General features: G+C 63.0%; 18 protein-coding genes and 1 pseudogene. 4 read left to right on the top strand and 15 right to left on the bottom strand.

The genetic code is table 11. The features are described 5' to 3' along the window. Window positions 1-17: 17 nt before the first annotated feature. The 11 genes and pseudogenes from SINAC_RS10660 to SINAC_RS10620 form a co-directional block, all read right to left on the bottom strand. Window positions 18-524, bottom strand: a complete 507-nt coding sequence (locus SINAC_RS10660; protein WP_015245657.1) for a helix-turn-helix domain-containing protein — start codon at window positions 522-524, stop codon at window positions 18-20. A 75-nt stretch (window positions 525-599) separates the two neighbouring features. Further along, a complete protein-coding gene (locus tag SINAC_RS10655) occupies window positions 600-2213 on the bottom strand; it encodes an ORC-CDC6 family AAA ATPase (RefSeq protein WP_015245656.1) in 1614 nt (537 codons plus the stop codon). 1 nt (window position 2214) lies between these two features. Next, a complete protein-coding gene (locus tag SINAC_RS10650; protein WP_015245655.1) occupies window positions 2215-2973 on the bottom strand; it encodes a hypothetical protein in 759 nt (252 codons plus the stop codon). A 180-nt stretch (window positions 2974-3153) separates the two neighbouring features. Further along, window positions 3154-4092, bottom strand: a complete 939-nt coding sequence (locus SINAC_RS10645; protein ID WP_015245654.1) for a ComEC/Rec2 family competence protein — start codon at window positions 4090-4092, stop codon at window positions 3154-3156. Beyond that, on the bottom strand, window positions 4089-4364 hold the full coding sequence (locus SINAC_RS10640) for a DUF3006 domain-containing protein (protein ID WP_020465521.1): 276 nt from the start codon (window positions 4362-4364) through the stop codon (window positions 4089-4091). Before SINAC_RS10640 ends, SINAC_RS10645 begins: the two co-directional genes overlap by 4 nt. Window positions 4365-4863: 499 nt before the next feature. Beyond that, on the bottom strand, window positions 4864-7068 hold the full coding sequence (locus tag SINAC_RS10635) for a recombinase family protein (RefSeq protein ID WP_015244134.1): 2205 nt from the start codon (window positions 7066-7068) through the stop codon (window positions 4864-4866). A gap of 264 nt (window positions 7069-7332) precedes the next feature. Next, entirely contained in the window at window positions 7333-7683 is a 351-nt protein-coding gene (locus tag SINAC_RS10630) for a transposase (protein WP_261339213.1), read from the bottom strand. Between the two features lie 190 nt (window positions 7684-7873). Continuing rightward, window positions 7874-8038: a methylated-DNA--[protein]-cysteine S-methyltransferase gene (locus SINAC_RS38730; RefSeq protein WP_261339214.1), complete on the bottom strand. Its 165-nt coding sequence runs from the start codon at window positions 8036-8038 to the stop codon at window positions 7874-7876. 9 nt (window positions 8039-8047) lie between these two features. Then, complete coding sequence (locus SINAC_RS10625; protein WP_015245652.1) at window positions 8048-9448, bottom strand: pyridoxal phosphate-dependent decarboxylase family protein; 1401 nt, start codon at window positions 9446-9448, stop codon at window positions 8048-8050. A gap of 180 nt (window positions 9449-9628) precedes the next feature. Continuing rightward, window positions 9629-9832, bottom strand: a pseudogene (locus SINAC_RS41825) (transposase); the annotation flags it as partial. A gap of 179 nt (window positions 9833-10011) precedes the next feature. Beyond that, window positions 10012-11340: an IS701 family transposase gene (locus SINAC_RS10620; RefSeq protein WP_015245651.1), complete on the bottom strand. Its 1329-nt coding sequence runs from the start codon at window positions 11338-11340 to the stop codon at window positions 10012-10014. A 115-nt stretch (window positions 11341-11455) separates the two neighbouring features. Between SINAC_RS10620 and SINAC_RS10615 the strand changes: the two genes are divergently transcribed. Continuing rightward, the gene (locus SINAC_RS10615) at window positions 11456-11758 is read left to right on the top strand and encodes a hypothetical protein (RefSeq protein ID WP_020465523.1); all 303 of its coding nucleotides are present in this window, start codon (window positions 11456-11458) and stop codon (window positions 11756-11758) included. Between the two features lie 514 nt (window positions 11759-12272). Here the strand turns inward: SINAC_RS10615 and SINAC_RS10610 are convergent. The 4 genes from SINAC_RS10610 to SINAC_RS10595 all read right to left on the bottom strand — a co-directional run bounded on the left by SINAC_RS10610 (window position 12273) and on the right by SINAC_RS10595 (window position 15967). Next, window positions 12273-12674 carry a hypothetical protein gene (locus SINAC_RS10610; RefSeq protein ID WP_020465525.1) on the bottom strand — a complete coding sequence of 134 codons (402 nt, stop codon included), beginning with the start codon at window positions 12672-12674 and terminating at the stop codon, window positions 12273-12275. A 485-nt stretch (window positions 12675-13159) separates the two neighbouring features. Next, window positions 13160-13456 carry a hypothetical protein gene (locus SINAC_RS10605; protein WP_020466419.1) on the bottom strand — a complete coding sequence of 99 codons (297 nt, stop codon included), beginning with the start codon at window positions 13454-13456 and terminating at the stop codon, window positions 13160-13162. A gap of 31 nt (window positions 13457-13487) precedes the next feature. Continuing rightward, window positions 13488-14732, bottom strand: a complete 1245-nt coding sequence (locus tag SINAC_RS10600) for an ISAzo13-like element ISSiac3 family transposase (RefSeq protein ID WP_015243809.1) — start codon at window positions 14730-14732, stop codon at window positions 13488-13490. 68 nt (window positions 14733-14800) lie between these two features. Continuing rightward, window positions 14801-15967, bottom strand: a complete 1167-nt coding sequence (locus SINAC_RS10595; protein WP_044147500.1) for an IS701 family transposase — start codon at window positions 15965-15967, stop codon at window positions 14801-14803. A 176-nt stretch (window positions 15968-16143) separates the two neighbouring features. Here SINAC_RS10595 and SINAC_RS10590 point away from each other — a divergent pair, with 176 nt between their 5' ends. From SINAC_RS10590 to SINAC_RS39765, 3 genes are all read left to right on the top strand, one after another. Continuing rightward, window positions 16144-16959 carry an IS5 family transposase gene (locus SINAC_RS10590; RefSeq protein WP_015245650.1) on the top strand — a complete coding sequence of 272 codons (816 nt, stop codon included), beginning with the start codon at window positions 16144-16146 and terminating at the stop codon, window positions 16957-16959. A gap of 116 nt (window positions 16960-17075) precedes the next feature. Then, window positions 17076-18545, top strand: a complete 1470-nt coding sequence (locus tag SINAC_RS10585) for an IS701 family transposase (protein ID WP_015244795.1) — start codon at window positions 17076-17078, stop codon at window positions 18543-18545. A gap of 721 nt (window positions 18546-19266) precedes the next feature. Continuing rightward, window positions 19267-19467, top strand: coding sequence for a hypothetical protein (locus SINAC_RS39765; RefSeq protein ID WP_154673594.1), 201 nt, complete (start codon window positions 19267-19269; stop codon window positions 19465-19467). Window positions 19468-19611 lie beyond the last annotated feature (144 nt).

Here is a 19611-nt window from a genome sequence, read left to right as displayed (position 1 = left end):
GCTCTCCGCCAGGCGAATCAGTCGGTCCCGCGTTTTTTTTTCGCGCGTATGCCGGGTCGGGGCTGGTGATCCAGGTCTTGGCCCGCTTCCAGCCGCCGCAGCGCCTGGCGGATCGTCTCGCCGCTGACTAATCGCTCGGTGAGGCCACACTCGTGGCAGACCTCGGCGGCGGTGGCCAGGGTCCAGCTGTCCGTCGTCTTGCCGAAGTCGCGGGGGCTGCGATGGAGCAAGGCGCGGAGTCGCGCGCGGCCGGCGTCGTCGAGGGCGGAGCGGGCCGACTTGGGGCAGTGGGACTTCTCGCGCAGGCAGGTGGTGCCCTCGGCGGTGAAGGCTCGGAGGACATCGCGGACGGTCTGGGTGGCGCAGCCGAGCCGGGCGCGGATCTCCGACGGCTTGAGCCCCTCGGCGCTGGCCAAGAGGATCTGGGACCGCCGGAGCGTGAAGGCCGAGGGTGAACGGAGACCGGCTCGGAGGATCTGGCACTCCTCGGAAGACAAGGGGCGGACGAAGAGGGGTGGTTTCATACCCTCTATGCGAACGTCACCTTGCACAGGATCGGTCGTGAATCTGCACTAGGCAAAAGCGATCAGCCTGTCCGCTTACCCGGAGAGATACTCGAGGACGGAGGAGATGACCGCGTTCATCATCCGGCGTGACCGGACCGGACCGATGTAATCGGCCTCCTGAAAATCTTCCTCCTTTGCCCGCAGCGCCTTGCCGATCGTGTCGAATCCGAGCTTACGGAGGCACTCCTTCTGGTAGTCCGTGATGTCGAGCACACGCACGGACTTGGTCAGCTGCGTCTGCAGCACTTGCGACATGTCGGGTACTTGGAACGTCCCGGTCACGTTGACCAGTCCCGCGAAAGCGGGGGCGTTCGCGCCGAACTCGGTGAACCTCCGGGCCGTCAGCTGCCTGACGATCTTCGTAATCGACGGGATGGGCAGGGGCTGTGTGGCCGAGAGGCACCCGGTGTTGACCGCGTACCGAGTTCCGATCTCGCCGCGGGTCGCGGCGATGCCCGAATCCAACTTTGTGACGATTCCGGTGTAAGCGAGCAGGCGGAGCGCCTCTTTCACCGGTTCCGGGGCGTCGCGGTGGATCCAGAAGAAGCAGGTCGATTCCGTCTTGCCCTCGCCCTCCCACTGCTGGTTCTTCGCCTTGGTATCCGGGATCACTGTGTTCTCGATGAACTTGCGGCCCCAGTCGATCAGCGTCCGGTGTCCTTCGTAGGTCTCGGCTAGGCCCGAGTGCTCGGACCATATCTCCGTCCGGTAGAAGTTCTTCAGGACGGATTCGACTTCGCCCGAGGTCATCTTCGGCGCCTTGGCGACCGTCTTGAGCAGAAGCCGGGGGTTGCCGCTGACGGCGTACGCGAGCGCGGAGAAGTTCTCCTTATGCCGTTCGATGTTCGTCAGCAGTTGCGCGTCCGCCTGTTTGAGAACGATATCCAGCATGCTCTCGCGGTAGTCGGCGTCGAGCAGGCTCCGATTGATCTCCGCGACGGTCGCGTCGTGGGCCAGCTGGAACGTGGGCCCGTAGGAGGTCACGCCAGGGTAGACGGCGGCGTTGCAGTTGATGTACGGGGATCGCAAGTCGCGGAATAGTGTGAAGAATTGCCTCTGCTGCTCCGGCCGGAAGATGTGCACCGCCTCGTCGAAGAGGATCACTAGGCGCGAGATGTCCAACGCGTCGCAGAGTTCCTCGACGCCGTTCTTGAAGTCGTCGACGGTCGGTACGCCAACGGCGCTGACGGCGACGCCAGGGTTCCGGTAGGACTCCTCATACGCCTTGACGATCTCCTCGACCCGATACGTGCGCCCAGGCGGCTCCGTCGGTCCGCCGGCCAGAATGGACGCGACGACGGGCGGGCGGAACAGCAGCCCCTTCTTGGTCAGGGCCCGGAGAATCTCCGAGGAGAGCTTGGCGAGCATCCAGTGCAGGAATTGATCCGGGTCATCGCTGTGGACGAGCGAGCTCTTGGCGAAGGACACATAAACGGGGAAGGCCCGATCTTGGGTGTAGCTCAGCAGGAGCTGCGCCTTGGCGACGCGCAGCAGGAACGACTTCCCTGTCCCCCGGCTTCCCTCAAGGACCAGGGGAGTGGACGCCTTCAACTGCTCGACGATCTGCTTGTCGCGCTGTGTCTGCACGTAGAATCCGAGAATCTCGTCGTCCTTGATGTCCTCGGTGCGGATCCGAAAGTCCGACATTCTACTCCCCTCCCATTCCGCCGAAGAACCGGCGGATGGCCGGCAGGTGCCCGAAGCGATCCATGAGGGCGGTTTCCACCCCGGAAAGCGAGTCACGCCCCAACTCGCGGCAGAACCGCAAGGCCAGCGCGAAATTCAGCACAATCGCGGTGGCGTCGGCCTTGCCGTGCCACAGCGCGAAGGATTCCTGATCGAACTCAAGGTTCCCCGGGACCAGAATATGCTGCGGCATGTTGCCATGCACGCACTCGGAGCATTCGCGGTAGAGCGTCTGGGCCAGCCCCCGATAATTGGCGACCGAGTCTTCCAAGTCGGGGAAGAACGCCCTCGCGTAGCGGACCGAGAGGACGCCGCTCTCGACGTCCATGAGTACGCCCCAAACCGTGTCCTTCCTGCCCTCGAGCCATTCCCGGAGCTCGAGCCGGTTGACCGAGAGGTGCATCGTCTGGAGCGTCAGTTCCATGACGAGCCGCAGGCCCTTGAAGGCCTCGCGGTACTGCCCTTGCGCGACCGCCAGCAGAGCGTATTGCAGTTCCTTGCCGACCGACGTGAGCAGCCCAGACTCCGGGGTGCCTGTCGTGGTGGCGGCCCAAGCCTCCAACTCTGTGAGCAACATCTGGCTCTTGGCCTGTAGATCCACGTTCCCGGGGACCCGGAAGGTCTGCTCCAGGATTTCCGCGCACTTCTCCTGCAGTCGCCGATAATGGACGACGATCTCCGGGGGCGCTGCCGGCTCGGCCTCGGTTACATCTCCCGACATGGCAACGCCTTTACCTCGAGACCGACAAATAATCATGCATCGAAGCCGGATGTCCGCCTTCACCCGCAGATCCAACATCCTACAAATCGAAGGCTCGCCGGACGAGACCCTCGACCGGAGATCTTAGCAGCAGCTCGCTGCGCGAAGCCATCGCCTGATTCTAGTCAGACCTAGAGCGTGTTATGAACTGCCCCAAGTGAACGCCGTAAGCACCTGACAGCCAAAGAGTTGCGTCTTCAATATCACGAAACAATTCGGCTTTGTCGCAAAGCGGTCTGAAATTGGCCTCGGCGGCTTGACAGTTTGAGTTGAAGGGGAGGCCGCCCCGTGGTGGACTGGTTCACGACCAAGTTCGCCAGCCACACGGAGGACCTGCTGGCTTGGGTGGCCGTAAGAGTTCCCCGCCCCACATGAGATCACGGCGAGCTTGGGATGGACCAGTTTCAGCCAGAATTCATCAGTGCCGTTGCGACTCCCGTGATGAGCCAACTTGAGGACATCACAATCGTGGACCAGGGGTGGGCATGTTCCCGCCCAGAAGTTGCGTTCCGCCTCTTGCGAGTCACCAGTTAGTAGCATCGACGATTCTCCGTGTTCAACGCGTAGGCCAACGCTGTTGTTGTTCTCCTCCGAGGAATCCACCGGCGGCATCGGAAGCACGGTCAAGAGGACCGACCCCGCCTCAACCTTCCGGGACTTGCCCGTGGCAAAGACGGTCACGATCCCCTCGGCCTCGATCAGCTCTAGCAATCCGAGATATGCGCGAGTCGTGTGCGGGGAATCGGTCAGGAGGATCGTCTCCGGATGGAATTCGCGGATCACGTCGTCCATCCCGCCGTAGTGGTCGATGTGGTGGTGCGTGATGACCGCGAGATCGATCCCCGTGACGTCCCGCTCGCGTAGCAGCTTCACGATACCCTTGGAAGGGCCGGCGTCGATCAGCACCGTCTTGCCCTCCGGCGAGCGGATCAGGATGGCGTCACCCTGGCCGACGTCGAGGAAATCGACGGTGGCGATCGGGAGGGCTGGGGCTTCCGCCAGGAGTAGGAACACGATCCCCGCAAGACACGCCGTGCTCGCAAGCAGGAGACCCCCGAGGAGAAGGACGAGGCGCTTCATAGTTTCAGGTCCCCGCCGGGGTCTCGTTTCTTGAGCTCAGCCTGGACGGCTTTCGTTTCGGCCTGGAGTTGGCGCGTCGCTTCGGTGTCCCGCTCGACGGCGAACGTGAGAACTTCGCCTGCCCTCACCCCTTTTGGAAGCAAGTCAAAGGGAAAGTTGATCTGTCGACCGCGATCGTCGACCAAGACTGCCAGATCGCCTTCGAAACGATCGATGGAGAGGCGGAGAGGCATGGGGCGGTTCTCCTGGTCGAAATGCTCGAGGGTTCTCATCGCCCGATCCCCGGCGGCCGAGTTGAGGGGCCAGGATACCGCGCACGTGCGGGTTCGTCAGGGCGGGGTGTAATCGGAAACAGCGGGTCGCATCCCGTCCCCAATTCCTCAGACTGACAAATGAGCGGCCACTGGCCCCCTGCCCTCGCACCTTTCCAACCGCATCCCCGATCCGGATGAACTCCTGGCACCCGGCAGACCCACTCTCCCTCGAGCTTGATCTTGCGGACCTCAAACCCAAAGAGTCGGGCGAGGCCTAGGCTCTGTTGAACAATCGGTTTTGGCCGCCTACAGCAACTGAACGATCGCCGCGATAATCCAAAAGGCGAGATGGTTGACGGCGAGCTTCTCAAATCGCGTCAGCAATCGTCGATTCTCTTTGAACCACCCGACGACCCGCTCCGTTTACCAGCCATAATGCCTCCAAAGAGAGGTGCCTTTATCGGCCATCCGCGGGCGGCTACACCACCTCCCGCCGATGGCCGATGATGTTCGAGATTCACTCGCTGTCGCGGGACTTGGGCTTGGTTATATTTGCAAAAGCATCAGAATGTGACCATCCCCGGGGACACGTTCGGATCCGGGTCATCCGCTCCCGCTCTTCGGCGTCGGCCCAGATCACCCACTGCCCGCCCGGAGTCGGTAGCTTCCGGGCATGGACCCACCCGACGCGGATCCAGCGGTGCAGCGTGGCCTGCGGCATCTTCAATTCCCGGGCCAGATCCGTCAGCAACCACTCGTGCTCGCCCAGGACGCCCGGCCCCGACACAGCTCGCGGGCGCGGACCCGTTCGACCGCGTTTGGCGAGCAGACTGCCCAGAATCACGCTCGTGAACCGCGCCGACCGCTTCGGGGGATGGAAGCCCTCGCAGTTCAACTGCTCGGCCACCTCGGCCAAGGTCCGTCCCGCCTCGCGGAGCTCGTCGATCCGGCCCAGGAGCATCGCATAGCCGGCCATCTGCTGATAACACTGCACCGGACGCTCCAACGCGTGGCCGCTGGTAAAACTACCGTCCCATTGAATGTTCACATCAACACATTCGCTGTTGCCACGAACCGTAACGACGACCTCCTCAATCATGAGTCGGACGATCCGCTGACGATCCGCCGACGTCGTCGCCGGTGCATGCCAAAGCGCCGGCAGGTCTCGCGCCAGGGCGCGGATCTGCTCACGCTCGCAAGCCGACAAGCTCCGGGGCTGATCGCGGTCGAACCGGGCGTATTCCTCCTCGAGACGGCGCTGCTCCTTCAACGCCTCCTCCCATCGCCGCTCCAGTTCCCGCAACACCAGACGGTTCTCCGGTTCGACCGCGTCGTACTGCCGCCGCGCCCGCTCGGCCTCGAAGCGGGCGCGTTCCACCCGCTGCCGCCAGTTCCGGTGCAACTGCCCGCGCTCCTGATCGAGGTCGTCGGCCGCCGCCAAGTCCAACTCGAGCGCCGCCGGCTCCAGGGCCGCCAGGACCTGAGCAGCCACCAAGTCATCCAGGACACTACCGGCCAGGCCCTGGCACAAGGGTGCGGCGTATTCCACCATTGCCCGGGCGCAGTAATAGCGCAGACGATTGGCGGGGCCGCCATAGGTGACCATCATCCGCTGTCCGCAACGGCCGCAACGGAGGATCCCCCCCAACAGGGAGGGTCCCTGACGCACCGCCCCCTTCGCATCGCTCCGGGCGCGGTTGGCCGCCAGCCGCTCCTGGTTGGCCCGGAACCGTTCCGGCGTGATGTAGGCCGGGCAGCGGCCCTCCAACAGCACCGCACAGTCCTCCGGCTTGTTGATCGTCCGCCCCGTCCCGGGACGGCCGGGCACCTTCCGCCGCGGGTCGAGAGTACGACACCCATGACGGTAGTAGCCAGCGTAAACTGGATGATGTAATACGTTTTGAAGTGTTTCTCGGTTAGGGCGACGCCATTCCAACTTCCCTCGATCGGGCCCGGAGTGGGGGCGGACCGGCAGGCGGATCCCGTGATGCACCAGGTAGCGGAGCAGGCCGTGCAAGCTCCCCTGGCGATCGAATTGGTCGAAGACGATCCGCACCACCTCTCGAGCCTGCTCGTCGGGATCGAGGGCCAGGCCGCGGCCGGGTTCGCGGACATAGCCGAGCGGGGCGTGGTTGAACAACTCGCCGCGGCGCGCCTTGTTCAGCCGCCCTTCGTGCATTCGGGTGCGGAGGAAGTGCAACTCGGCCTCGCTCATGATCCCCTTCATGCCCAGGAGCAGGCGGTCGTTGAAGTCGGTCGGATCATACAATCCATCGTAGTCGCCCAGCAACGCCCGAAACAAGCCGCACGAGCGTACCATCGGGACCCAGTCAGGGTCGTGGCGGGCCAGACGACTGGCATCCTGGCCAAGGAGAATGCCGACATGATCAAGGCTAAGTTCGGCGAGAATGTACTGGATGCCTCGCCGGCCCTCGACCGTCTGTGCCGTGCGTCCTTGGTCTGCGTCGACGACCTCGACGCGGTCGCGGGGCCAGCCGAGCGCAACGGCGACCTCGGCCAGAGCATATTGGCGTGCGGTCGACTCCTTGTGCTCGGCCACCTGCTGGGGGCTGGACTGGCGGACATAGACGATGGCTTTGCGATCGAGATGATGGTCGCGGACCTTGGCGGGGCGTAACGCCAGCAAGTGAGCCGGCACAATCACAGGACGAGTTGCAGCGGAGTGCGTTGGCGAAGCGGAGGTGGAATCAGGAATGTTCATGACTCGCCTCCTTCCGCACCGCCCTCGGGAGAGACTTGGCGATGATCTGGCTGAGCATCATCAGGACTTCCTGACGCCTCGGCGCGGGCAGGTCCGACCAGGCTTGGGTCAGTGGCCGGGGAAGCCTCTTGGGCTTCGGGCGCGGGGGGGGACTGCGGATCGGTGATGGTGGGACATAGCGACCCTCCGAGTGATCGACCGAGCGATTCGCCGCGATGTGACCGGCACCACTGCGCGAGCTGCAGCAGGGCGGTTGTGCTGATTCTAGGCGGCCCGGCTTCCGCGGTACAGACTGTCACTTGAGGGGTAGTCCGGGTGGGACATCTCGATGATGTTTCGCTGGCGATATGCGGCCTGATCGAAGCTCTCGGATTTCGGCTGGTCCTTCCGGGTAGGGATTAGTCGGCCGATTCGACGCCGGCTCAGCCAACGCCAGATCCGAGGATAGCTGTACCCCTTGTCGCTCCCCAGATTCTCCGGCCAGCGATGCCGTCCCAGGCGGCGTGGTAGATATCCTCGCTCCATCGTCGACTCGAACGCCCGGCTTTCGTGGCATTGACCGGGCGTCGCGTAGATACCCAATAGGGTACCGTGGCTGTCGCACATCAGATGGATCTTCGTGCCGAAGCCCCCGGCGTGTAACCCAACGCATGGTCTTCGGGTTCATCAAGTTGCGTCGTCGGTCCACCGCCAAGCCGTGGCCGGTTCTGATGGCGAGCGCCTCCGACGCACCGGGCGGCGCGGATGACTGTGCCATCGATACATCACAGATTGTGGTCGAGACGGCCTTGGGCGTCGGGATTGTTTACGTCGCCCCCCAGCGGTACCCGCCGAGGCTGCCATCAGATCGAACAACGCGGTGGCACGGAACAAGCACAGCCAGAGAATTCGCGGCACAGGCCTCGCCTGCGTCTTTTGCCATCGCAGTAGGCCGCACGTTAGCGGCGATCTGTTTGTTGGTCGCAGTCAGAATCAGAGCCTATCCAAGGACGGCGGCGACGGCGGCCACAGCCCGATGAACGTCATCCTCCGTGGTCCGCCAGTTGACCACACTCACCCGCATGGCCCGCCGCCCCCGCCAGGTGGTGCCGCTGAAGAATGCCTCGCCAGTCCGGTTCACCGCCTCGATCACCTGATCAGTGCGAGCATTGTGGTCGGCGTCCGTGGCCCCTGGGCTTGGGTCCAGGAACCGCACCAGCCCCTGGTTCAACCGGGACTCCCAGAGAACCTCCGCCCCCACCATTCGGCCGATCTCATCCACCAGCGTGCGAGCATAGACGCAACTCCGGTCGATCAGGTTTTCGAGCCCGTAGCGACCCAACTCCCGCAGCGCCGCGTACACCGCAAACCCGCGGCCCCGCCGCGACCACTCCGGATTCCAGTCGATCTGGTCCCGCGCCAGCTTCTCGGCCGCGATGTAACTTGCAGATACCGTCATGCTGGCCCGGTGGGCTACTCGGTCGCGGACGAAGGCAAGGCCGCAGTCGAACGGCACGTTCAGCCACTTGTGGCCATCGGTTGCCCAACTGTCCGCCAACTCGACCCCAGCGGTGAGCGCCCGCTTGGTCCGGCTTGCCCGGGCCATCAGGCCGAACGCCCCATCGATGTGGACCCACGCCCCAGCCGCCCGGGCAACCGGGATCAGCTCACCGAACGGGTCGAACGCCCCGATGTTCAGGTCGGCGGCGTCAAGCACGACGATCAGCGGACCGGTTCCGTCGCCGAGTGCCCGTGCGAACGCCGTGGGGTCGATCCGGCCAGCCACGTCGGTCGCCACCGGCACTACGCTGCGGTCGCCGAACCCCAGGAACCGGACGGCCCGGTCTACCGACGCGTGCCGCTGGTCGCTGACCAGCACCCGCACCGGCGGCGAGCCGAACAGCCCGTCGGCGTTCACGTCCCAGCCGGTCCGGCCGAGGACCGCGTGCCGGGCGGCGGCCAGACATGTGAAGTGGGCGAGTTGGCAGCCGGTGGTGAAGGCGAACGACGCCGTCGCCGGCAGGCCAAGCAAGTCCTTGAGCCAAGCTCCGGCCACCTCCTCGACGACGGCCGCGGCCGGGCCGCAGGCGTACAGTGCGGCGTTCTGATCCCAGACGGCGGTGAGCCAGTCGGCGGCCACTGCGGATTCCAGCCCGCCGCCAATCACCCAGGCGTAGAACCGCCCTCCGGCGCAGCCGAGGTGTCCGCCCGCAGTCGCCGCAACCAAGTCGTCGATCACACGGGCGGGATCGGTCCCGCTTTCGGGGACATCGCCTCCCAGCCGGGCGCGGAGCAGGTCGAGGTCGGTCGACGCGTGGACGGGCCGCCGGTCGAGGCCAGCGAGGTAATCGGTCGCGTGATAGAGGGCACGGTGTAAGCCGGCGAACTGGGTATCGGTCATGAGTGCTGTCCTTCGGCGTTTTGTTGATAAAGCGGTCTTGCATCGCCTCGTGATTGTCGTCCTCGTGATAGTAGTAAGGGTCGGACGGAGAAACCTATCCGTTTCTTGCGACCGAATTCAAATCGCAATCGGAACAGCGGAGTTTAGAGCAGTGCCCGTCGAAAAGTGAAATTGAGGACGCCATAGTTTGAACCGTGTGTAGACCGTATTCCACTTGCCGTAGCGTTCCGGCAAATCACGCCAGGGAGCACCTGTAGCTAAGATCCAGCGGATGCCGTTAACGATGTCCCGGAGTGGCAACCAAGGTCGCCCCGCCCCTGCCGTTGTGGCGCAGCTCGGGCACAAGCCGGTCGAGCCGGCCGTACTCTGAGTTCGAGAGTTCATGGCGATGCCTGGGAAGCCTCCATTGAGAGCCTGCCCAGCTCCGGAGCTGGATCTCACCATAATTACGCGCTGCCAAAACCGATTGTTCAACAGAGCCTAGTCGGCCGGGAACGAGCCGGACAGCCAGGCGATTTCGATGACCTGATTCTGGGACTGCACTTTCCGGGATAGCATGTATATCACGCCGCCAGGTTGAGCAGCCTATCGGCTGCGGCCTGAATTTCCTCCTCCGTGACCCCGGGACGTAGAACCGCTCGAATTTCCTCGCCCAGCAACGTACGCCGCCAAGCTCGTCTCTTGTCCGCATGGCTCGGACGACGCGTCGGGCTGTCCCAGGGCGAGGCCGAGCGGTCCACCAATTCCTCGTCCTTCCGGCCCCAAGCCCACGCCTCGGTCAGCGTGAACGTCCACAGGCAGATGTGGAACGCACCGACGTTCGCCCACAAGAACCGCACCTGCTGCTGGCCGGCACCGACGATCTCCTTGCAGTCGCGAAAGGTGATCTCCAGGCTGAAGCGATCGGCTACCATCCCCAGGATGTCGGCCACGCTCGCCGAGGTGTCGGTGCAGAAGAACGCCCGCCCGCCGTTCGGCTCGTCCACGAGGACCACCCGGATCACCCCGCCGACGGGTCGCCAGGTCGCCAGAAATGCCTTGTACTTCTTCACCGAGGCGATCCCGTACAGGGTGAGCGTCTCGGACGACCAGCCCCGACGCTGGCCAGCTCGCTTGGCCAAGTCGATCTTGTCCCGGCCATAAGTTCGCGGACGACCTCGCTTGCCCGTCGGCGGTCCGGGCACCGTTCGCAGGGCCGCGTCCTTGCGGAGCCGGCTGACGACGGTCATCCCCAACGACATCGCCGGCTTGAGGAAATCTTTCTTCGCATAGGCCCCGTCGGCCACCACCCAGATTGGCAAGTTCAGCAGGTCCAGCCATGGTTTGGCCCATCGGAGCAGTTCGACGGCCAGTTCCAGTTCGGTGCGGAACTCGGGCCGGTGCTTCGGATCGATGGACGGCAGATCCTTCTTGCGGATATAGAGCCGGGCCAAGAGCGGCAGGGCGATCGTCCCCCACGCCTTGTGAGTGACGAGCAACCCGAGGACGACGAAGACGTGGCCATAGACGTAGGGCGAGCCAGCCGGACCGGGGGTCGGGTTGTGATGGATGCCCGCCCCCTGGACGTGCGGCCCGTATCGCTGGGTCGGGGTATCGTCCAGGGCAAGGGTCAGCCGCGTGGCCCCCGCCAGGATCGGCCGGACCACCTCGATCAGCAGACGTCGGGCAACGCTGTCGGCCCTCTTGCCGGCGGCAGCGACGGCGATATAGCAGGACTGATACCGACCGCTGAGCTTGGCCGCCCTGATCCAGGTGGTGACGGTCCGCCGGCCCCGAGCCAGGACGGCGCCGAGGAACAGGAGGGCAAGCCTCGGGGCGGACCGGCGGTCGAGGACGGTGGCGAGCCGGGAGAACCACTGGCACGGGGCGAGTGTCAGATGCGAGGATAACATCGGGGGGCCGGCTCCGTTCGGGGTGTCAGGCAGTGTGGTAACCGCCATCGTCCCGGTCGGGCCGGCCCCCGTCTACACAACGCCCTACGCCGCCCGGGTGGCAAGGATCGGAGAGATGAGCGTCGCCGTCGGTGATATCGTGACTTTGAACGTTACGAAGGTCGCGGGATACGCGTGCTGGGGCGAATCCGGTGGTCAGACGGGCTTTGTCCACTGCTACGAGTGGAGTTGGGACAGGCCGATCCCCGACTCGGATGTGCCCATGATCGGAGAGCCGTTGACGGCGAGGGTATTCCAGCTCATCGATCGATCCCGAGACGAAGTCTCCCTGGACGTGACTTATGGCGGGACGATCGAAGTCGACTTCGCTGCTTCGGTCAAACTGCTTCGGCCCAAGCCAGAAGGGGCCGATGACTGAACGTCACCTCGGAAGTCCGATTCAGTCTTAATGAATTAAATTGCGGAAAGTGCAGTCTGGGAGTCGAGCACACCACCACCGGAGCGCCCCCGTCATGCTCAGGCCGTCGCGCGTTCCGTAGTTAGCGCAAGACGGGTCCGTCGGAATCGGTGGTTCATTGTCATTCGTCTAACCCATCACGGCCACTCCCAGGCAATCTCAATAGGCAGTAGCGGTCCACCTCAGCGGTTTCCCTGATTTCCAGGGGCCTCCTTCCAGCGAATTGGTAAGATTGGCCTTGGTCGCCCGGATCCGGCCATCGGCCAGGAGCGCCTTGAGTCTCCGGTCGACGTGTCCGCCGATCACGTCGAAGATCCGGGATCGATTGCAAGCTTGAGTGCGCCGGAATTTATTCGGTAAAGACTCACCATCCCCACTGATGTCTTCGTGTCAAAATCCACCCCCTCCACAATGCTACCCTCAATGTTGCTGTAGCGAAATCTTCGGGTGACAGGGAGGTTCTTCACCGTGCGGCTCACCTCGATTTCGAGACAAATCTCATCGATCGGGACCCACCCCTGCTTTGTTCTAAGAAAATAGGTGCTGCTCTCGACGGGGAACGAGATCGCCTTTTCACTGGGGGGTCCCCAGGTAACAGACCGTTATCTAGCTCTTTCTCTGTACCTATGAACTCTTTCTGCCAAGCGTTGATGACATCATTGCAGTTGATGTTGAAGTCGCCCATTTTCAGGATTGCGGCATTCCTTCCTTCTCGTTTAACCGCACCAATGACATTGGCGTGAATCTCTTCTCGCGGGATTTCCTTGTGTTTAGACAGCAGCGAAATCCTTGCGTGTCCAAAACACGTTTCGACGTACTGGAGCTCAGGCACTTCGCACCAAGAAAGAATATCTTCGGCAGTGATTTCTGTAATCATCCGCAGGTCGATCCTTCCAATTCGGGCATTGTGAATTGCCTTTTTGGAAAAGCCCTTCTTTGAGACCGCGAGTACGGGAAGCACCAATAAGACCCATCTTGCCAATCAGTTGCTCGATCCACGTAGTATCTTCGGCCCCTGATCGACGACGGCACTCGACAGTTATCAGATTGATCGAGGAGCCGATCTTCGCCTTGATGGAAACATCGACCTGCCGAAGCTCGCCGGAAATTATCTCGGGGACGTGGTCGTCGTGCGTTATGACTGCCCCGGTGCTATCCAGCGTCCGCTCGATCCGGGCGACAAGCTTCTCAAACTCTTCTCCATGGCTTCTCCGCGAGAGACTTCGCAACACTCGACTTCTTAGTTTGACTTTTGCCGTTTTGACGACCTTGTCGTGCCAGCGCGCACCCTGATCCGAGGAGACCCCTTGCGACGGCGTCTCGGACCGGGCTTTTGAGCGTGGCAAGCGACTTGGCGGGGGTTCAGGCCGCGGGGGCAAGGCCGTTGAGCAGGAGTTGCCGGAATCCGGGCGTGAGCTTTTGGAACACCACGCGATCACCAGGGATCGCCAAAACCCATTCCAGCCACAACCAGCGGCGGACCGCCGTGATCGCATCCGAGAACGTTACATCACATTTGCCCGGCCAGTCCACGCCGCCGACCCGCGACCCGCGTCTCGGCAATCGGGAGTAAAGCCAGGTCACCAGGGTATACAGTCCGAACAGGCAGGGACCCACGCGCAGGACCGTGTCTCGACTCCAGCCACGCGTCGTCTCCATGCGGAGGTAAGGGCTTGCGCAAAAATAACTTTTACAATTTTTGGGAGCGTGACTTCTTTATACGCGGCGCGATGGTGTAGTTCCAATCTCCGTGAAACTCGTGCCGTTCCAGACACAGCGCCGCCAGTTCCGTATCGCTCACCTTGATCTCGAGGGGGTAATGATTCGTATCCAGTACCGCCTTCACGATCAGGCCGCTCTTGGTCGTTGTGGCGGCGATCAAGTTAATGATTGCCTGATGGCTGACCAACGGCTTTCCTCGCCAATTCTGCGTGATGAAGCTGAACAACCGGTGCTCGATCTTGTTCCATTTACTCGTGCCCGGCGGGAAATGGCTCACCGAGAGCATCAAACCAAGATCATCGGCCAAGGCCTGAAGCGACACCTTCCAGAGGCGCGTCCGATGCCCATTGCTCCCACCGCCATCAGCGGTGATCAGCAATTCGGTGGCCCGGGGAAAGCGTTCACGGCCCATCTCCTGCCACCAGCGGCGGATGCTGTGGGTGGCGAATTGGGCCGTGTCATGATCAATCCCCACGCTGACCCAACCCTGGTCGTTGACCATGTCGTACACGCCGTAGGGGATCGCCTTGCCCAGGGTCTTATCCAGGAAGTCATGGACTCGGACCTCCTCGGGTTCCCCCTGCGGATGCCATTCCCGTCCACCGTTCTTGAAGTCGCCCACCAACTCCTTCTTCTTGGTGTCGACCGAGATCGCCGGTTGCCCCCGGGCCAGCGCTCGGCCAACGCTGGCGTTGATGTACTCGAACTGGGCGTTGCGGTCGGGATGCGCGACTCCCTCCCGAGTCTTTCGATTCGCCTGCAAGCTGTACCCTGCCTCGTGAAGCAATGTGGCCACGGTTCGCGGTCCCACGCCGTGGTTTTGCCGCGACAGCTCCTCGGCCAGCCGCCGCGTGCTCTTACAGGTCCATCGCAACGGCGACTCGGGATCACCTCGCGTCACGGGGTCGAGCAACGACTCCAACGCGGCCATCAATCCGGGGTCAGACTTCGCCGCTGTCGGCCGACCACCGCCCGGCCGACGCACCCGAGTCCCTTCGACCGTGCGTTGCGCAATCGGTCGCTCAAGCTCCCGCATCCCAGCCGAGATCGTCGGACGAGACAGTCCGGTGGCATGGGCCACGAGCGAGACACCACCCCAGCCCAACTCCTTCGCCTCCGCTGCCGCCCACTGCCGGCGGCGTCTCTCGTCCATCTCGGGGGAAAGCAGATGGAATTTCCGTTGAATCTGTGCGATGACAAGAGGATCGTACATCCTCTTATTATCGCAGAAACCGACATAGATGCCAAGCTTGATTTGAAAAGGTTGTTTTTGCGCAAGCCCTAAGAGCGAATTTCCTCGAAGGTGGTCTCGATGTTCCACCGCGCGGTGTAGGTCTCGATCAGCGACGTGACGCTCATCGTGGCGTCGGTCGTGAAGAAATATCCATCCCGGTGCGTGCCGTCCCGGTCGTGGACGAAGACCCAGCGCACGTTCACCAGGGGACGTCCTCCCTTGTACCAGAGTCCGGTCCCCGTCACGGTCTCGACACGACGTCGGCCGCCGCCGTACCAGGCGACTTCCAGGGCCTGTCGTTGCTGGCTCACCTTGACGACTTCCGCCGGGCCGGGCAACTTCGCTCCCTTAACCCGAGGACGTCCCAGGCCCGCGTATTGCGGTGGTGGCTCGACCAGGTTGGCATCGGGGTAAAACAAGCTGACGAGGGTCAGCCGCTTCGGGGTCCGTGCGGCCAGTTCCGCCAACTCGTGGGTCGCATAGCCGCCGTCGGCGGTGACGACCAGGGTCCGATCAGGGAACCATCGCATCAAGACACGAACCAACTGGCCGAGCAATTGGGGCGGTGTTTTGTGCCGTCGGCCGCACTTCGCGTTATCCTCCTTGGTTCGATACAGCGCGATCAACAGCGGCAAGGCCCAGCGTCGCGTGGCCCAGGGGACGGGGACGAGCAGGGCCAAGACGACCCACTTATGCCCCCAGCGGAACGCGGTGTAGGTGTGAGTCGAGCGAACCGGGTCGCGATGGCGTCCCTTACCGTAGACATGAGGGCCGGGATGCTCGGTGACTGTGTCGTCACCCGCCAGGAGGATCGGCCCGTGCGGCACGAAACTGGCAAGGACCGTGGCGATGTAGCGGCGAGCCAGGGCGGCGAGCGACCATCGGTCGCGCGAGAAGACGCGGTGATAGCTGCTGGGGTGCCCGGGCGCCAGGGTGCCCAGGACACGGAGCAGGTTGTTGATCGTGCGTCCGCCCAGAGTCAGGATCGCGGCCAGGGCCAGGAGGATGAACCGGCGATGGGCCGCCCGCGAGAAGGCGGGTTCGAGGGGGTCAAGAACGGTGCGGACCTGCTTGGGGAGTTGCTCGTGAATTCGTTCGAGCCTTCGCCGTGTGGCCCGCGCCTTGCGAGCCTGTCGCCGCCGGTTGGTCCGCAACCGCAAGCGAAGTTGCTTCACGGAGAGTCGCGCGCGAGTCCGATCGGTTAAACTGGTCATGGCGGCCTTCTTGTGTGCGAGGAAGGGCTCTGTGCATACCCCTCATTGCACCAGGGAGGCTCGCCACATTTGTATCCCAAAACGGCAAAAGTCAAGCTAAGAGGCTCTGCCAAAACCTACTTCGGCACGCGGCTTGAACAATGAAGGGTGATCGCTTCGCGTATGAGTCACCTGTCATGGCCATTGCCCGCATGCCCAATGCGTTTTTCGATTTGGCGGCGCATCACCTGCCGCCCGAGCGTTCCGTAGGCCCAGCCGGTGGACGACCGCCGATCGACAACTGGCACATCGTTAAAGTCCTGTGGTTCGTCCTGGCCACCGGCTGCCGCTGGGAAGACGTGCCGCCCGAGTTGGGCTGTTCGGGTCGATCGGCTCATCGCTTCCTCCAACTCTGGGAGGAGATGGGTTGCTGGGATCGCCTTCATGCCGACTTGCTGCGGCTACTGCGTCAGGCGGGCAAACTCGACCCCGACTTGGTCATCGTCGATGCCGTCATCCTGCGTGCCTTCGGCGGCGGCGAACTGACAGGCCCAAGTCCCGTAGATCGCGGCAGAAAGGGCACGAAACACACGCTTCTGGTCGATCGGCACGGGGTGCCTCTGGCGATCCGGACGGCGGGGGCCAACGCCAGCGACCACATGCAGATCATCCCTTTGGTGCTGGACTTCCCCAGGGTGACGGGCAAGCCGGGCCGGCCCAAGGAACTGCCCGACGAGCTTTACGCCGACCGGGGCTACGACAGCGACGACACCCGTTGGCTGCTGCGCTGGCTGGGCATCGAGCCGCACATCGCGAAAAGGAAGACACCGCACGGTAGTGGGCTAGGCAAGGTCCGCTGGGTGGTGGAGCGGACCATCAGCTGGCTCAAGGGGCTACGGCGAATGAGAATCCGCTACGACCGACTGACCGTCATCCAGGAAGCATGGAATACCTTGGCTGCGTGCGTGATCTGCTTCCACATGTTGTATGATGATGAAATCCCAGCTGGGTAGGTTTTGGCAGAGCCTCTTAGCTTGACTTTTGCCGTTTTGGGATACAAATGTGGCGAGCCTCCCTGGTGCAATGAGGGGTATGCACAGAGCCCTTCCTCGCACACAAGAAGGCCGCCATGACCAGTTTAACCGATCGGACTCGCGCGCGACTCTCCGTGAAGCAACTTCGCTTGCGGTTGCGGACCAACCGGCGGCGACAGGCTCGCAAGGCGCGGGCCACACGGCGAAGGCTCGAACGAATTCACGAGCAACTCCCCAAGCAGGTCCGCACCGTTCTTGACCCCCTCGAACCCGCCTTCTCGCGGGCGGCCCATCGCCGGTTCATCCTCCTGGCCCTGGCCGCGATCCTGACTCTGGGCGGACGCACGATCAACAACCTGCTCCGTGTCCTGGGCACCCTGGCGCCCGGGCACCCCAGCAGCTATCACCGCGTCTTCTCGCGCGACCGATGGTCGCTCGCCGCCCTGGCTCGCCGCTACATCGCCACGGTCCTTGCCAGTTTCGTGCCGCACGGGCCGATCCTCCTGGCGGGTGACGACACAGTCACCGAGCATCCCGGCCCTCATGTCTACGGTAAGGGACGCCATCGCGACCCGGTTCGCTCGACTCACACCTACACCGCGTTCCGCTGGGGGCATAAGTGGGTCGTCTTGGCCCTGCTCGTCCCCGTCCCCTGGGCCACGCGACGCTGGGCCTTGCCGCTGTTGATCGCGCTGTATCGAACCAAGGAGGATAACGCGAAGTGCGGCCGACGGCACAAAACACCGCCCCAATTGCTCGGCCAGTTGGTTCGTGTCTTGATGCGATGGTTCCCTGATCGGACCCTGGTCGTCACCGCCGACGGCGGCTATGCGACCCACGAGTTGGCGGAACTGGCCGCACGGACCCCGAAGCGGCTGACCCTCGTCAGCTTGTTTTACCCCGATGCCAACCTGGTCGAGCCACCACCGCAATACGCGGGCCTGGGACGTCCTCGGGTTAAGGGAGCGAAGTTGCCCGGCCCGGCGGAAGTCGTCAAGGTGAGCCAGCAACGACAGGCCCTGGAAGTCGCCTGGTACGGCGGCGGCCGACGTCGTGTCGAGACCGTGACGGGGACCGGACTCTGGTACAAGGGAGGACGTCCCCTGGTGAACGTGCGCTGGGTCTTCGTCCACGACCGGGACGGCACGCACCGGGATGGATATTTCTTCACGACCGACGCCACGATGAGCGTCACGTCGCTGATCGAGACCTACACCGCGCGGTGGAACATCGAGACCACCTTCGAGGAAATTCGCTCTTACCTCCGCATGGAGACGACGCGTGGCTGGAGTCGAGACACGGTCCTGCGCGTGGGTCCCTGCCTGTTCGGACTGTATACCCTGGTGACCTGGCTTTACTCCCGATTGCCGAGACGCGGGTCGCGGGTCGGCGGCGTGGACTGGCCGGGCAAATGTGATGTAACGTTCTCGGATGCGATCACGGCGGTCCGCCGCTGGTTGTGGCTGGAATGGGTTTTGGCGATCCCTGGTGATCGCGTGGTGTTCCAAAAGCTCACGCCCGGATTCCGGCAACTCCTGCTCAACGGCCTTGCCCCCGCGGCCTGAACCCCCGCCAAGTCGCTTGCCACGCTCAAAAGCCCGGTCCGAGACGCCGTCGCAAGGGGTCTCCTCGGATCAGGGTGCGCGCTGGCACGACAAGGTCGTCAAAACGGCAAAAGTCAAACTTAGGCTGATCGCGGCCCGGTCGCCGGGTTACGAGGTTTACGTCACGATGGGCGGCGTTTGCCGCGACCTTAAATACGGCTGCCAGATCTACGAGTATCACAAAGAGAAAGCCGTACTGATCGACCCTGGGGAATCATTCCTCGTGGAGCTTGCGCGGGACATCCGCCGCTCGAAATCATCGATCGGCGTGAACAGACGTGATCAACGCGGCCCCCTAGCCGAGCAGGTGGAACTCCGACCAAGACAGGACTCGCAATCCCTTTTCAATCGCGTCTGGACGTTTGTTATCCGGTTATAGCATTAAGGGTGTTAATGCCTCGATTTATCAGTCTGAAGAATTAGGGTGCCAGCCGAGTCCATCCCGCAGACAAATATCTGTTTTTCTTCATTAATGCAATTCATGATTAAAATGCTGCGAGTGTGAGAAGCGTTAAATTACCCTGAGCGTGAAAAATTCCAGGGTGAGAAGGTTACTGATGCTCTGACACGCATGGGGGGTCGACCGGGTGTCCCATGCGCCCACGCGCTACGCGGGCGAGGGCAGGCCCGCACGATTGCCGCATGCACCCAGCCACGCAGTCTGCCGCGAGCGTATCGAAACATGCGCACGATTGCCGCGTTCGCCTCTCGCCTGCACTCCCGCCACGCCTTGCCTGCCTCATGCCTCGCCATGCCGCCCCCCCCCTACGCTGGCGTCTCCCTGCTAACTCCTCCCCACTGCCATGACCGGGGGGAGTCTCGCCCGGGTGGTCACGCTCATGTGCGTACGCACGCCCGCACCGGCTTCGCCTCACACGCGTAATCTGTTTTTAATTTGCAACATGTCTAAGCGTTTTCCGTCACGAATTTGTTGCGTGACGTATCATGGGGTGTCGGCCTGAACTATGACCTTGGCCCGATCGGGTGATGAACCGCCAAGCGAGAACAGGACGACAAACGAAAACGG

The sequence above is a fragment of the Singulisphaera acidiphila DSM 18658 genome, assembly GCF_000242455.2.
In the GTDB taxonomy this organism is placed as follows: Bacteria; Planctomycetota; Planctomycetia; order Isosphaerales; family Isosphaeraceae; genus Singulisphaera; species Singulisphaera acidiphila.
This window is presented reverse-complemented; position numbering and strand designations above follow the sequence as displayed.

What these genes read in the sequence shown, in the direction of transcription:
- SINAC_RS10660 (WP_015245657.1), bottom strand. Translation starts at nt 524, where the DNA reads ATGAAACCACCCCTCTTCGTCCGCCCCTTGTCTTCCGAGGAGTGCCAG.
- SINAC_RS10655 (WP_015245656.1), bottom strand. Translation starts at nt 2,213, where the DNA reads ATGTCGGACTTTCGGATCCGCACCGAGGACATCAAGGACGACGAGATT.
- SINAC_RS10650 (WP_015245655.1), bottom strand. Translation starts at nt 2,973, where the DNA reads ATGTCGGGAGATGTAACCGAGGCCGAGCCGGCAGCGCCCCCGGAGATC.
- SINAC_RS10645 (WP_015245654.1), bottom strand. Translation starts at nt 4,092, where the DNA reads ATGAAGCGCCTCGTCCTTCTCCTCGGGGGTCTCCTGCTTGCGAGCACG.
- SINAC_RS10640 (WP_020465521.1), bottom strand. Translation starts at nt 4,364, where the DNA reads ATGAGAACCCTCGAGCATTTCGACCAGGAGAACCGCCCCATGCCTCTC.
- SINAC_RS10635 (WP_015244134.1), bottom strand. Translation starts at nt 7,068, where the DNA reads ATGAACATTCCTGATTCCACCTCCGCTTCGCCAACGCACTCCGCTGCA.
- SINAC_RS10625 (WP_015245652.1), bottom strand. Translation starts at nt 9,448, where the DNA reads ATGACCGATACCCAGTTCGCCGGCTTACACCGTGCCCTCTATCACGCG.
- SINAC_RS10620 (WP_015245651.1), bottom strand. Translation starts at nt 11,340, where the DNA reads ATGTTATCCTCGCATCTGACACTCGCCCCGTGCCAGTGGTTCTCCCGG.
- SINAC_RS10615 (WP_020465523.1), top strand. Translation starts at nt 11,456, where the DNA reads ATGAGCGTCGCCGTCGGTGATATCGTGACTTTGAACGTTACGAAGGTC.
- SINAC_RS10610 (WP_020465525.1), bottom strand. Translation starts at nt 12,674, where the DNA reads ATGATTACAGAAATCACTGCCGAAGATATTCTTTCTTGGTGCGAAGTG.
- SINAC_RS10605 (WP_020466419.1), bottom strand. Translation starts at nt 13,456, where the DNA reads ATGGAGACGACGCGTGGCTGGAGTCGAGACACGGTCCTGCGCGTGGGT.
- SINAC_RS10600 (WP_015243809.1), bottom strand. Translation starts at nt 14,732, where the DNA reads ATGTACGATCCTCTTGTCATCGCACAGATTCAACGGAAATTCCATCTG.
- SINAC_RS10595 (WP_044147500.1), bottom strand. Translation starts at nt 15,967, where the DNA reads ATGACCAGTTTAACCGATCGGACTCGCGCGCGACTCTCCGTGAAGCAA.
- SINAC_RS10590 (WP_015245650.1), top strand. Translation starts at nt 16,144, where the DNA reads ATGGCCATTGCCCGCATGCCCAATGCGTTTTTCGATTTGGCGGCGCAT.
- SINAC_RS10585 (WP_015244795.1), top strand. Translation starts at nt 17,076, where the DNA reads ATGACCAGTTTAACCGATCGGACTCGCGCGCGACTCTCCGTGAAGCAA.
- SINAC_RS39765 (WP_154673594.1), top strand. Translation starts at nt 19,267, where the DNA reads ATGCGCACGATTGCCGCGTTCGCCTCTCGCCTGCACTCCCGCCACGCC.